The sequence below is a fragment of the Parerythrobacter lutipelagi genome (assembly GCF_005434975.1).
GTDB classification, from domain to species: Bacteria; Pseudomonadota; Alphaproteobacteria; order Sphingomonadales; family Sphingomonadaceae; genus Parerythrobacter_A; species Parerythrobacter_A lutipelagi.
Genome location: NZ_SKCJ01000002.1, coordinates 700,103 through 713,160 on the forward strand (window position 1 = coordinate 700,103; position 13,058 = coordinate 713,160).

At 59.8% G+C, this 13,058-nt stretch carries 11 protein-coding genes; 5 read left to right on the forward strand and 6 right to left on the reverse strand.

What is annotated here, in order from left to right:
• Positions 1-4 precede the first annotated feature (4 nt).
• The 5 genes from fabD to E0502_RS11780 all read left to right on the forward strand — a co-directional run bounded on the left by fabD (position 5) and on the right by E0502_RS11780 (position 4,696).
• Positions 5-943: an ACP S-malonyltransferase gene (gene fabD / locus E0502_RS11760; protein ID WP_137678187.1), complete on the forward strand. Its 939-nt coding sequence runs from the start codon at positions 5-7 to the stop codon at positions 941-943.
• Entirely contained in the window at positions 943-1,695 is a 753-nt protein-coding gene (fabG, locus tag E0502_RS11765; protein ID WP_137678188.1) for a 3-oxoacyl-[acyl-carrier-protein] reductase, read from the forward strand. Before fabD ends, fabG begins: the two co-directional genes overlap by 1 nt.
• Positions 1,696-1,715: 20 nt before the next feature.
• The gene (locus E0502_RS11770; protein WP_137678189.1) at positions 1,716-2,270 is read left to right on the forward strand and encodes a hypothetical protein; all 555 of its coding nucleotides are present in this window, start codon (positions 1,716-1,718) and stop codon (positions 2,268-2,270) included.
• Positions 2,271-2,427: 157 nt separating this feature from the next.
• Positions 2,428-3,555: a DNA polymerase III subunit beta gene (dnaN, locus tag E0502_RS11775; RefSeq protein WP_137678190.1), complete on the forward strand. Its 1,128-nt coding sequence runs from the start codon at positions 2,428-2,430 to the stop codon at positions 3,553-3,555.
• A gap of 55 nt (positions 3,556-3,610) precedes the next feature.
• Entirely contained in the window at positions 3,611-4,696 is a 1,086-nt protein-coding gene (locus E0502_RS11780) for a DUF2855 family protein (RefSeq protein ID WP_137678191.1), read from the forward strand.
• On the opposite strand, the gene E0502_RS11785 is transcribed toward E0502_RS11780, so the two are convergent.
• The 6 genes from E0502_RS11785 to E0502_RS11810 all read right to left on the reverse strand — a co-directional run bounded on the left by E0502_RS11785 (position 4,693) and on the right by E0502_RS11810 (position 12,931).
• Entirely contained in the window at positions 4,693-5,703 is a 1,011-nt protein-coding gene (locus E0502_RS11785; RefSeq protein WP_137678192.1) for a zinc-dependent alcohol dehydrogenase family protein, read from the reverse strand. The genes E0502_RS11780 and E0502_RS11785 overlap by 4 nt on opposite strands.
• The gene (locus tag E0502_RS11790; RefSeq protein WP_137678193.1) at positions 5,700-7,451 is read right to left on the reverse strand and encodes an N-acyl-D-amino-acid deacylase family protein; all 1,752 of its coding nucleotides are present in this window, start codon (positions 7,449-7,451) and stop codon (positions 5,700-5,702) included. The genes E0502_RS11785 and E0502_RS11790 overlap by 4 nt, the downstream gene beginning before the upstream one ends.
• Before the next feature lie 68 nt (positions 7,452-7,519).
• On the reverse strand, positions 7,520-9,010 hold the full coding sequence (locus tag E0502_RS11795; protein WP_137678194.1) for an MFS transporter: 1,491 nt from the start codon (positions 9,008-9,010) through the stop codon (positions 7,520-7,522).
• Positions 9,011-9,041: 31 nt separating this feature from the next.
• On the reverse strand, positions 9,042-10,358 hold the full coding sequence (locus tag E0502_RS11800; protein ID WP_137678195.1) for an FAD-dependent oxidoreductase: 1,317 nt from the start codon (positions 10,356-10,358) through the stop codon (positions 9,042-9,044).
• Positions 10,358-11,206 carry an alpha/beta fold hydrolase gene (locus E0502_RS11805; protein ID WP_240049037.1) on the reverse strand — a complete coding sequence of 283 codons (849 nt, stop codon included), beginning with the start codon at positions 11,204-11,206 and terminating at the stop codon, positions 10,358-10,360. Before E0502_RS11805 ends, E0502_RS11800 begins: the two co-directional genes overlap by 1 nt.
• A gap of 30 nt (positions 11,207-11,236) precedes the next feature.
• The gene (locus E0502_RS11810) at positions 11,237-12,931 is read right to left on the reverse strand and encodes a PHA/PHB synthase family protein (protein ID WP_137678196.1); all 1,695 of its coding nucleotides are present in this window, start codon (positions 12,929-12,931) and stop codon (positions 11,237-11,239) included.
• Between the last annotated feature and the right edge of the window lie 127 nt (positions 12,932-13,058).

Below are 13,058 nucleotides of genomic sequence, written 5' to 3' on the forward strand. Positions count from 1 at the left end.
GAATATGCGAGCTTTCGTATTTCCCGGACAGGGGAGCCAGAAGGTAGGAATGGGGACGGAGCTGGCAGCCGCCAGTGCCGCCGCGCGCGAGACATTTGAGGAAGTCGACGAAGCACTGTCGCAGAACCTTTCGACAATCATGTCTGAAGGGCCTGCCGAAGAGCTCACTCTGACGGAAAACGCCCAGCCCGCGATCATGGCCAACGCCATCGCAACGCTCCGTGTCCTGCAGCATGATTTCGGCGTTTCGCTGACCGGCGCGGGCAGCTGCGTTGCAGGGCATAGCTTGGGCGAATACACCGCTTTGTGCGCGGTCGATGCGTTTACGCTGGCGGACAGCGCCCGGTTGCTGAAATTGCGCGGTCAGGCGATGCAGGCTGCGGTGCCGGTCGGGGTCGGGGCGATGTGCGCTCTGCTCGGCGCGGATCTCGAAGCAGCGCAGGAGCTCGCCGATGCCGCTGCCGAGGGCGATGTGTGCGAAGTCGCGAATGACAATGATCCCTCGCAAGTCGTGCTCTCGGGACACGCGGCGGCAATCGAGCGGGCGGTCGGCATGGTGAAGGACTTCGGGATCAAGCGCGGCATTCCGTTGCCCGTATCCGCTCCTTTCCATTGCTCGCTGATGCAGCCTGCCGCGGATGCCATGGAAGAAGCACTCGCTGAAACGTCTCCGCAGGCGCTGGCGTTGCCACTCTATGCCAATGTCATTGCCGCGCTGGTTGATGATCCGGCGGTCGAACAACGCCTGCTGGTAGAGCAGATCACGGGCCGCGTGCGCTGGCGGGAAAGCGTGCTCGCGATGCGCGCTTCTGGCATTGAACATTTCATCGAGCTAGGCGGCAAGGTCCTCGGCCCGATGATCGGACGGATCGACAAGGAAGCGCAAGTCACCAGCGCGATCACCATGGAAGACCTCGAAAATCTCGCGAAGGAAATCGGCTGATGTTTTCACTCGAAGGAAAAACCGCGCTCGTGACCGGCTCCAGCGGCGGGATTGGTTCGTCGATTGCCTATGCGCTCGCGCGGCAAGGTGCGCGGCTCGCGCTGAGCGGATCGAATGGCGACAAGCTGCGCGCCTTTCGCGAACAGTTGAACGATGAATTCGGCCACGACCATGTGGAGATCACCTGCAATCTGTCGGACACGAAGCAGGTCGAGGAACTGATCCCGGCAACTGTCGATACGCTCGGCAAGATCGACATTCTCGTCAACAATGCGGGGATCACGCGGGACAATCTCGCGATGCGGATGAAGGACGAGGAATGGGACGATGTGATCCGCATCAATCTGGAAGCAAGCTTCCGACTGATGCGCGCAAGCGCCCGGCCGATGATGAAGGCGCGGGGCGGCCGCATCATCTCGATCACCAGCGTTGTCGGTGCCACCGGCAATCCGGGCCAGATGAACTATACGGCTGCCAAGGCTGGCCTGACAGGCATGTCGAAGAGCCTCGCGCAGGAACTGGCGAGCCGCAACATCACTGTGAATTGCGTCGCCCCGGGCTTCATCCGGACGGCAATGACGGAAGCGCTGACCGACGATCAGAAATCGGCGATCAACGGCCGCATTCCGATGGGCCGTATGGGCGAGGGCAAGGAAATCGGCGCAGCGGTGGCCTATCTCGCCAGCGATGAAGCCGCATATGTTACCGGCCAGACACTGCATGTTAATGGCGGCATGGCGATGTTCAGCTAGGCAACAGGATCGGACTTCAAATGCGAACACACACCATCCGTCTGGCGAAGTCACTTTCAGTGGTTATCGCGGCAGCTTCCACAACCCTCATCGCGATACCGGCACAGGCGCAGTCCGCCGAAGCGCTCGAATGTCCCAGGCTCGAAGTGTCTTCATCGCTTCGCGCGTTGATCCGCAAGGATCTGACCGGCCAGTCCAGCGCTGCCGAAAGCGAGGCAGTGATCGACCAATCGGTCGAACTGACCAATCGCTGCATCGCGCGGCACGGGGTCGTGACGGACCAGTCGGAGGCGTATGGGGAATATGCGTTTGCGGTCGTTGCAATGGATATCGCTGGCGAAACATTGACCGGAGCAGGGGTCGATGTGGCGGTTGTGAACCGCATTTTCGATGTCGGACCGGGCGCCGCCAATGACGGCAATGTGGAATTCGACGAGCCGCGTATTGTCGCGCTGCTGGATCAAGGTCTGGCGCCGGGCACCGACATCGAAGCAGTTCCTGAATCCGTCTGGGCGATGCTCGGAGTGTATGTTGCGGCTGCGGCGGATTACCATACCTATCGCGAAAGCCGCTGACAGCGCCGTTATCCCCAAGGAATCGGCGCAAACGGCTCTAAACCCTTGCCGCATAGCGCACCCGCGCTAAGGATATTGGTGAATAATCCGGCGCTCGAGGGCGATTCCGGCCCCTGACACACAGGGGCAAACCCGTTGAGCGCGCATGGGGGATTTAATGAAGGCCACAATCGAACGTGCTACTTTGCTCCGCTGCCTCGGCCATGTGCAGTCCGTGGTGGAGCGGCGCAATACCATTCCCATCCTGTCGAACGTGCTGATCGAAGCCGATGCCGGCGGATCGCTCAAGGTCATGGCGACCGACCTCGACCTGCAAGTGGTGGAAAACATGTCCGCCGCCTCTGTCGAAGCACCAGGTGCGATCACTGTGTCGGCGCATTTGCTGTTCGATATCGCGCGCAAATTGCCGGAGGGAAGCCAGGTTAGTCTCGAGACAGCGGACAATCGCATGGCGGTGAAAGCCGGGCGCAGCCGCTTCTCCCTGCCAACGCTGCCGCGTGACGATTTCCCGGTCATTGTCGAAGGCGATCTGCCGACGAGTTTCGAGCTTCCTGCGAAAACCCTGGCGGAACTGATCGATCGGACGCGGTTCGCGATCAGCACCGAGGAAACGCGGTATTATCTGAACGGCATCTTCCTGCATGTCGCGGAAGACGACAAGCCGGTGCTGAAAGCGGCAGCGACCGACGGCCACCGTCTCGCGCGCTTCACGCTCGACCAGCCCGAAGGCGCAGAGGGCATGCCCGATGTGATCGTTCCGCGCAAAGCGGTCGCAGAGCTGCGCAAGCTGCTCGAAGAAGCGATGGACGGCAGCGTTCAGGTCGAACTTTCAGCCAGCAAGATCCGCTTTACGCTCGGCGGCGAAGGCGGGGTCGTGCTGACAAGCAAGCTGATCGACGGGACCTTCCCGGACTACAGCCGGGTCATTCCGACCGGCAACGACAAGCTGCTCAGGATTGCGCCGCGCAGCCTTTACGAAGGTGTCGACCGTGTCGCGACAATCGCGACGGAAAAGACCCGCGCTGTGAAAATGTGCCTGGAGAATGACAAGGTCACTCTGACCGTCACCAGCCCGGACAACGGCACGGCGGCTGAAGAAGTGCCTGCGGAATACAGTTCGGAGGGTTTCGAGATCGGCTTCAATGCCGGCTATCTCAAGGACATCCTCAGCCAGATCGACAGCGATACGGTCGAATTGCATCTCGCCGATGCCGGTGCGCCGACGCTGATCCGCAAGGACGAGAAGAGCCCGGCTCTCTATGTGCTGATGCCGATGCGGGTTTAGACACTCGCAATCTGCCGCGCCGCGGGCTAGCGTTTCTCCAACAAGGAGAGATGCGATGTCCGAACAAGTCCATGTCACGAAAGACCAGCTGACCGATGCCACGCTGCAGTCAGTCGATGACGGCGTGCTCGCCGAAGGCGCGGCACGCCTCGCGATCGAGAGCTTTTCAGTCACGGCGAACAACATCACCTATGCCGTGGTGGGCGACGGGTTCGGATATTGGAACTTCTTCCCGGCGCCGGAAGGCAAGGGCATTGTTCCGATGTGGGGCCATGCCAGGGTGATCGAGAGCAACTGCGCCGACATTTCCGTGGGCGAGCGGGTTTATGGCTACTTGCCCATGGCTTCGCATCTCGATGTTGTGCCGGGCAATGTCTCCAAGGGCGGGTTCATGGACATGGCGGTGCATCGCCAGCCGATGAGCCCGATCTACAATCAGTATTCGCGCCTCGCCGCCGATCCCGAGCACGACGCTGCGAAGGAAGACGAACGGATGATCTTCGGTCCGCTGTTCAAGACCGGTTTTCTGATCGAAAGCTTCATGCGCGCAGAGCGATGGTTCGGTGCGGGCACAGTGGTGATGACCAGCGCCTCTTCCAAGACTTCAATGGGGTTGGCGAGTGTGGCCAAGCATCGTTCACCCGATGTGAAACGCATCGGCCTGACTTCGTCCGGCAACGTTGAATTTACCCGTAAAACAGGCTTTTACGATGAAGTCTTCGCATATGATGAAATTGCCGGGATCGCGTCACAACCGTCGGTCGTGGTGGATTTCGCGGGCAACGCCGCTGTGCTGAAGCAGATCCATCAGCATTTTGGCGACAATCTCAAATACTCCTGTCTGGTCGGCGCGACCCATATCGAAGCGCGCGGGGCGGGCGGATTGGGCGGTGATGCCGGGATGCCAGGCCCAACGCCGACGTTGTTCTTCGCGCCGGACCATGCAGTTTCGGCGATCAAGGAACTCGGCCCCGAAGGCTTCGGCAAACAGGTTGCCGAAAGCTGGCACGCGTTCCTCACCGATATCGGCGACACAGTCGAGATCGAACGCCACCAGAGCCTCGCGGCCGCGAAAGACGTGTTTGTCGCAATGGTGCAAGGCAATGTCGATCCCGCAAAGGGGATCGTAATCGAGTCCTAAATATCGACCGCAATCTTGCCGAAATGCTTGTTCGCCTCTTGATGGCGGAAAGCGTCGGCGAGATTTTCCAGCGCGAAATGGTCCGAGATAACTGGCTTGATGCCGTTCGCCTCGATCGCGGCGATCATGTCCTGCTGCATGGCGCGGCTGCCGACTGTCAGGCCCTGAACCTTCAGGTTCTTCGAGAACAGCAGCGCCGTCTGCACGGGTCCGGCGATGCCTGCAAGCACGCCGATCAGCGCTACATGTCCGCCGATCCGAGTGGCCAGCATCGACTGGTCGAGCGTGCCTGCGCCGCCAATCTCCACCACGCAATCGACACCGCGCCCGCCAGTGATCTCCAGCGCCTTCGGGCCCCAGGCTTCGACTTTCTTGTAGTTGATTAGATGATCCGCACCGAGCGCTTCGACCCGCTCCAGCTTGTCGTCCGATGAGCTGGTCGCGATCACCGTGGCGCCTGCCGCCTTGGCTAGTTGCAGGGCGAAGATCGACACTCCGCCCGTGCCTTGAACCAGCACAGTGTCGCCCGGCTTAAGCGCGTAGTCGACAAACAGCGCCCGCCATGCGGTCAGTCCGGCGCAGGTTAGCGTCGCCGCTTCGGCATGCGAATAGCCCGCAGGGGCGCGAGTGAACCAGTGGCTCGGCGCAGTGATTGTCTCACGCGCATAGCCATCGATGCCGTCGCCCGGCACGCGGGTGAAAGCGGTCTGCGGCGGCGATCCGTCGAGCCAGTCGGGGAAGAAGGTGCTGACCACCGCATCGCCGACGGCGAATTCAGCTACCCCGTCACCGATCGCCACGACCTCGCCCGCGCCGTCCGACATCGGGATACGGCCCGGCTGCGTCGGGATCATGCCTTTCACGACCGCATAGTCGTGGTAATTCAGTGAACTGGCCTTGATGGCGACTTTGATCTCACCCGGCCCAGGATCCGGTGCGTCGTCCATATCGACCCATTCGAGCGCTTCGAGCGTCGACGGCGTTGCGCCTGTGCGGATCGCTTTCATTCGGCCGCCTCCGCCAGGTCCGCACGTTGCGGGCCGCGGATCAGCCCTCCCGGAGCAGACCCGGTCCAGGTGCCATCTCGGAAGGTCACTTCGCCGTTCTTGATCGTGGCAACATAGCCCTCGGCTTTCTGCAACAGGCGTTTCCCGCCTGCCGGCAAGTCGAAGGCGAGCCACGGCTTGCCGAGCTTCAGTTTGTCCATATCGATGATGTTGAGATCGGCCAGATAGCCCGGTGCCAGCACCCCGCGATCTTCGAGCCCGTAAAGCCGCGCGGTGTCTGAGCATTGCCGCTTGATTGCATTTTCGAGCCCGATCGTCCCGCGCTCTCGATCGCGCACCCAGTGCTGCAGCATGAAGGTCGGCGAAGCCGCGTCGCAAATGGTGCCGCAGTGCGCGCCTCCGTCGCTGAGCGAATTGACCGTATCGTCAGACTGCTGGAGGTCCATCAGGAAATCCAGATTGCCGTCGGCGTAGTTGAGGATCGGCAGATAGATGAAACCCTTGCCATCGTCGCTACACAGCAAGTCGTAAGCGTATTCTTCGCCAGAAACACCCGCTGCCTTCGCCCGTTCGAGGATGCTTTCGTCAGTGGTCGGTTCGTAATTGAAGTCCGGGTCCATTTCGAACTGCATGTTCCAGCCGCCGCAAACCACCATGATCAGTCCGATAATATCCTGATTTACCTCAGAAAAATCATGCTGCTCAGCAAGAATTTTCGCTTTGAATTCCGCGTCGAACAGCTTCGCTTTCTGCTCTTCCCACGGCAATTCCTCGATCTCTTTCCAGCTTGGTTTGAGCCGGAACGGATGCACTGTGCCTTGCCACGCCATCACGATGCCATTGCCGCGCAGTGCGATCTGGGCAACGATGTTGGCGCCGTTGTCGTTCTCCGCGCGCATCGAAGAAATCTGCTCTTCGAGCGGCAATTCCTTGGCGATGGATTGCAGCGCGGCAAATGTAACGGGCAGCCCGGTCTCGCGGCTCAATTTCCCCATCCAGCCAAATTCGTCCCATTCGCGCATCATGTCGCTGGCCATTTCAAACACACCGTGGCCCGCGCGGCCCATCGCCCGGCCGATCTCGACCAGTTCTTCGGCCGTGGCGGTGGTGCCGGGCACGACTTCGCCATCGATATCGCGGTGCAGGACGGTGCGGCTGGTGGAGAATCCAAGCGCACCGGCGCGCACGCCTTCTTCGACGATGGTCGACATCTGCGCAATGTCATCCTCGGTCGGAATGGCGCCCGGGCGCTCGCGGTCTCCCAGCACATAGGCACGAACCGAGCCATGCGGTACGTGCGTGCCGACATCGACCGTGCGCGGCAGTTCTTCCAGCGCATCGAGATATTCTGGAAAGGTCTCCCAGTTCCATTTCATGCCTTCGGCCAGCGCGGTCCCGGGGATATCCTCGACCCCTTCCATCAAACCGATCAGCCATTCGTGCTTGTCAGGCTTGGCAGGGGCGAAGCCGACCCCGCAATTGCCCATCACGACGGTTGTAACGCCGTGCCAGCTGGATGGTGCCATTTCCTGGTCCCACGTCGCCTGCCCATCATAATGGGTATGAATGTCGACGAAGCCGGGTGTAACCAGCAGTCCGCTGGCTTCGATCTCTTCCGCAGCATCGCCGCGCACCTCGCCCACCTGTGCGATCAAACCGTCCTTGACGGCGATGTCACCGATGAAACGCCCGGCACCGGTGCCATCGACGATGGTTCCGCCGCGAATGATAAGGTCGAATGCTGGCATGGTAGTATGCTCCTCTCTCCGAAAGAGAAGGTTTCACATTACCACTGACAAGTCCAGACGCTGCGTGATCAAGCGGCCCCGCGATGCGAGACTTTGACGGACATGAGGACCGCAAGGCCGATGGCAAACAGCAACCCGATCGATGCCATCCCGATCCTCTGGCTGTTCGACCAGAGCGTGAGGTATTCGACCAGCAACGGACCCATCCACACGGTGACTGTGCCCGCAATCGCGTAAAGGCCGAAGAATTCTCCGCTACGCCCAGACGGAGCAAGCGTAACAAGCATCGAGCGGCTGCCTGAAATGCTTGCAGTGGCTGTAACAGCGACAACGCAGATCAGGCTGAGATACACAAGGTCCGACAGAGTCTGGAACACCATGCCGTCCCACACCTGATAATTGTCGATCAAGCCAAATCCCAGACTTTCACGGGTAATGCTCAACTGGAGCACCAGTGCGATGATCATGCCGACGATCTCGATAATGAGCGCTTGCTTGACGCCAACCTTTGCCTCGAGCCAGCCGCCGAACAGCCCGCCGGCAAATGCGAATGCGCTGGCCACTATCGCGTAGCAAAGCATGTCGAGAAAATCCCAGTTGAGAAACAGCGCAACATAGACCGCCCCGAGCGCGAGCATGGCGGCCATCGCATCCTGATAAAACATCCGCGCGACTAGAAACTTGAGGAGCTCACGATATTTGGCCGCTTCGCGAAAGGTCTGAATGACACTGCGGGCACCGTCACGCACGGCTGCCGGCCAGCTTTGACCGGCGACGCCGGGGTCCTTCGCATGAAGAAAGAACGGAATGGAAAATGCGACGAACCAGACGGCGCAGATGGGTCCGGCGATCCGCATGTGCTCGAAGGATGCGACATCGATGCCGAACTGAGGTTCCGCAAACGGCCACTGGATCAGGCTGGGCAGCACGAACAACACGACCAGCGCAACAAAGATCAACGTGGCCGCGAGATTGCCCAATGCCAGGCCTAGACCCGAAATCATCGAGAGTTTGCCCGGGCCCCCGGCGACGCTCAGCATGGCGTTGTGCGTCACCTCTGAATAGGTAAAGCTGACATAAGCGATCACCAGCAGTGCCATGATGGTAGCGGTCGAAAAGCCCTGGCCGCCAGGAATGGCAAACCACAGCAGCGCGGAACACAGCGAAATAGCGCCGACCGTGATGGCCAGTACCGGCTTTAATCGCCCGCCCCGGTCAAGCGCCGCGCCGAGAAACGGAGCGGTCAGGGCGGCGATAAACCCAGCCCATTTTGTCACGGACGCAATCGTGGCCTGACCTTGCGCATTGGCTGTTGCCCGCGCGGTTTCAGGGTCGAGACCGTCCAGTTCGCCGCTTGCCATCAGGTCGGCCCCGATAATGTCCCGCGCGAAGTAAGGCGCGAAAATATAGATGATGATCAGGAGGTAATACGGATTGCGCGCCCATTCGAAGCCCGCCCAGACAAAGCCGGTTCGATCGAGTGGGCCGCCAGTTCCATGGGCTGGCCGCTGAGCGATCGGACGGACATCAGGATTTGCATCGGCTAAGGGAGCAATCATTGAATTCCTACTCCCGATCCAATTTCGCAGCTTAGCTGCGCGCCGCAATCATTGCTGCAATATCGACGAACTTTTCACGCGGTGCGCCTTCGCGCGCGGCGGCCTCTTCAGCCTCTTCGATTTTCTTCCAATCGCGGAAGGTCACCACTTCCAGTGCGCGCTCTTCGACCAGAGCATCGAACCCTTCGCGGCCCTTTTTTCTGCCTCCGCCGATAGCACCGCTGTCGATGTCCTCGACGATCTTGTCGATCAGGCCATACCCGTCGGGCCGGTTGGTTCCGATCGTACCCGAAGGGCCGCGGCGGGCCCAGCCGACGCAGTACAGGCCGGGCAGAATGCGCCCTTCGTCATTGGCAAAGCGGCCGGCGCGTTCGTCGAACGGTACTCCGGGTATCGGACTGGTGCGGTAGCCGATACAGCTCACAACAAGGTCCGCTGGTATCTCGTAGAATTCACCTGTGCCGACAGCCCGCCCGCTTTCGACTTTCGTGCGCTCGATCCTGATCTTATGTACTTTGCCGTCACCGAGCAATTCGACCGGGCTGGCATACATATCGAACTCGATCTCGATCGGCGTGTCGGCATGAACGCTTTCCGGGATGGCTGCGAAGCTGCGCAGATGTGTGACGGACTTGCGCAGACCCGGTTCGAGAATGGCATCTTCCGCCTCTTCCGGCAGATCCGCCGGATCAACCCGCGGGCTGGCGCGCTCGAGATGCATCAGCTCGCCCAGTTCTTTGGGTGTCATCATGACCTGGTGCGGCCCGCGCCGCCCGAGGATCGTGATGGAATTGATGTTGCTTCCTCGCAATGCATCGAGTGCATGACCGACAATATCCGATCCTGCGAACTCGTTTTCAGTCTTGGCCAGAATGCGCGCTACGTCGAGCGCGACATTGCCCATACCGATGACCACTGCGTGCCTGCCGGAAAGATCAGGCTCGAGCGCGGCAAATTTCGGATGACCATTGTACCAGCCGACAAATGATGCGCTGCCGAACACATTGCCGAGATCTTCGCCCGGCATACCCAATTGGCGATCATTGGGTGCGCCCGTCGCCAGCACGACCGCATCGTATAGGCTCTGCAAATCGCCGATCGAGACGCTTTCGCCGATCGTCACATTGCCCACGAAGCGGACGTTGTCCGTCAGCGCGGTTTTCTCATAGCGCCTGGACACGGCTTTGATCGACTGGTGATCGGGTGCGACGCCGGTACGGATCAGGCCGTAAGGCACTGGCAAGGCATCGAATATGTCAACTCTTACATCATCGCCCCAGTGCTTTTGCGCGGCCTCCGCCGTGTAATAGCCTGCCGGCCCCGAGCCGATGATTGCAATGTGACGCACTAGGCCGCTTCCTTCATCTCCGGGTCGACTGCCGGGTCGAGGAACCCGCGTATTTCGGCGAGACTTTCTTCCTCATGGCTCAGCAGGAAAAGATGCCCGCCGTCTTCCAGCACGACGAGTTTGCTGTTGGGTATCAGCGTGTTGAGGAACTTGCCGTTAGCCAAAGGAACGATCTGGTCGTCGTCACCCATCAGGATCAGGGTTGGCTTGCGCATGAAGGGCAGGGCGGGGGCGCTGGTCCAGCCAAGCATGGCCAGAAGTTGATACATGTAACCGCGCGGGCTGGGCGGGGTGAGGCGCGACATATGCCCCTTCTTGCCGGGCCCCTTGCCGAGGCCCTCGCCGTAAAGCGTCTCGAAATTTTGCACCATGAATTCCGGGTCGATGTAACGCCGCGGGTTGGCCATTTTGGTCAGCGCCTTGGGATTGCCCGGCATCATCAACATGCCCGCACTTGTCGCAATGAGGACAAGACGGCGTGTACGGCCAGGATGCTGAATGGCGAAATGCTGCGCCATGCCGCCGCCCCAGCTGATCCCCATCACATCGACCACGTCGACGCCAAGATGGTTGAGCAATTGTGCGCTCGTCCACGCCATGGTGACAGTGTTGTAAGGAATGAGCGGCTCCGGGGAGCCGCCGATACCCGGCATGTCGAACATGATGAAACCGCGATCTTCCATCGCTGCGGCCAGCGGCGCAACCGCCTCTATGTTCGCGCCGATCCCGTTGAAGAACAGGATGGGCGGGTGATCGCTCGGCTGATCAAGGCGCCAGCGCGCGACACGGAGCGTTCTTCCGCCGACATTCTCCAGCGAGACTTCGGCAGTTTTCATGGGGTCGGTCAATCAAAAGTCCTTTTCCGGCGAGCGACAGGCTCAGCGTTCTTCGATTACATACAGGCCCGGAGCCGGATCCAAGGGCTTGAACGCCTTGTTACCCACCGATTTCGGAGCAGCCTTCTTCTTGCCTGATCGCTTCTGCACCCATTCCATCCAGTATGGCCACCAGCTGCCGGCCACCTCCTCGGTACCTTTCAGCCACTCGTCGGCGGTTTCAGGCAAAGGACCATCCTTCTTCTGGATGTAATACCTCGCCTTGGGGTTGCCGGGCGGGTTCAGGATGGCCTGCATATGGCCCGAATGGCTCAGCACATAGGTCACGTCGTCCGAACCGAAGAGTCTGGTCGAACGGTAAGTCGCCTTCCACGGGGTGATGTGGTCGGTTACGCCGCCGAGGATGAACAGGTCGCTATCGACTTTCGACAGGTCGATCTTGTGGTCGACCATTTCGACTTCGCCCTTTTTCGTAAAGGCAAGCGTCTCGAAAATATGGAGAAAATCGCCCATGAGGGCAGCCGAGAGGTTGGTCGCATCGGCATTCCAGAACAGCACATCAAATGCCGGCGGGTCTTCACCCAGCAGATAATTGTTGATCACGTAGTTCCAGATCAGATCGTTCGGACGCAGCCATGCGAAGCCGCGCGCCAGATCATCGCCCTTGATAATGCCCTTCTTTGCCGCGCGCTGTTTGGCCAGGGTCATGCCATTGTCCGTCATCAGCGAACCGGCTTCGATATCGTTCTGTTTCGGGTGCAGCACGCAAACCATCAACGTCAGCGAGCCGAGCAGGTCTTTGCCATCCGCCGCGAGTTTGCTGGCGAGCATGGCAGCAGTCTGTCCGCCCGAGCATCCGGCGGAGACATTGACCTTCTTCGAGCCGGTGATCTTCGACACCGCTTCCATCGCTTCGCTGCATGACGCGATGTAGTCGGCCATGTCCCAGTGGCCTTGCTCCTTCGAGGGATTGCGCCAGGAAATCACGAAAGTCTGGATGCCATTGTCGAGCTGGTACTTCACCACTGACTTTTCCGGCGACAAGTCGTTGATATACATCTTGTTTATCTGCGGCGGGATCGTCAGCTGCGGCACTTCGTAAACTTCGTCGGTGGTCGGCGCATAATGCACCAGTTCCATCATCTCGGTCCGCAAGACGACCGAACCTTTCGACGTCGCAATGTTTTCACCGAGTTTGAAAGGCTTCTTGTTGACCTGGCTGACCATGCCCTTGTTGTGGACCATGTCATCATAAGCGTTCTTGAGGCCCTTCACGAGGCTCAATCCGCCGCTGTCGATTAACCTTTTCTGGGCTGTCGGATTACCGACGAGCGAATTGGTCGGCGCGAGGCTGTCGATGATGATATTCGAGATGAAATTGGCGCGGTCGCGTTCAAGCTCGTCAAGCTCGAGTTCCGAGAGCCAGTTTCGCATGCCTTTTTGCACTGCGAGATAGTATTGCGCACCGGCGCGGAAGAAGGGATTGTATTGCCATGCCGGATCCATGAAACGCTTGTCGCGCGGTTCCGGGGCAAGATCGGACTGGCCGGTCATGATCTTGATCATGTCCTGCCCCATTTCCTGCGCGTGTTTCATAGTGCGCTTGGGATCGGATGCAGTCTCGCGAAGCAACAGCGCGACAGCGCCGACGAAGTCTTCTCTCGCCAAGCCAACCAGCGGGCCGAGCGCGGTTGTCGATTGCGCGGCTTCGTCTTCGAGATTTGGGCCTTCAGTCATAGGATTTTTAGTTCCCCAAATTGCAGCGTCCGCTGTTTCATGCACAGCATGATGCGGAATGGCAAGTTGCGGCGGCGAAGTCTTGAAAATGTGTGACTAATGAGTGGCCGGTTAACTGTTTTTCAAA

Excerpts from the sequence above, each read along its gene's own strand:
- fabD (WP_137678187.1), top strand. The coding sequence starts at position 5 with ATGCGAGCTTTCGTATTTCCCGGACAGGGGAGCCAGAAGGTAGGAATG.
- fabG (WP_137678188.1), top strand. The coding sequence starts at position 943 with ATGTTTTCACTCGAAGGAAAAACCGCGCTCGTGACCGGCTCCAGCGGC.
- E0502_RS11770 (WP_137678189.1), top strand. The coding sequence starts at position 1,716 with ATGCGAACACACACCATCCGTCTGGCGAAGTCACTTTCAGTGGTTATC.
- dnaN (WP_137678190.1), top strand. The coding sequence starts at position 2,428 with ATGAAGGCCACAATCGAACGTGCTACTTTGCTCCGCTGCCTCGGCCAT.
- E0502_RS11780 (WP_137678191.1), top strand. The coding sequence starts at position 3,611 with ATGTCCGAACAAGTCCATGTCACGAAAGACCAGCTGACCGATGCCACG.
- E0502_RS11785 (WP_137678192.1), bottom strand. The coding sequence starts at position 5,703 with ATGAAAGCGATCCGCACAGGCGCAACGCCGTCGACGCTCGAAGCGCTC.
- E0502_RS11790 (WP_137678193.1), bottom strand. The coding sequence starts at position 7,451 with ATGCCAGCATTCGACCTTATCATTCGCGGCGGAACCATCGTCGATGGC.
- E0502_RS11795 (WP_137678194.1), bottom strand. The coding sequence starts at position 9,010 with ATGATTGCTCCCTTAGCCGATGCAAATCCTGATGTCCGTCCGATCGCT.
- E0502_RS11810 (WP_137678196.1), bottom strand. The coding sequence starts at position 12,931 with ATGACTGAAGGCCCAAATCTCGAAGACGAAGCCGCGCAATCGACAACC.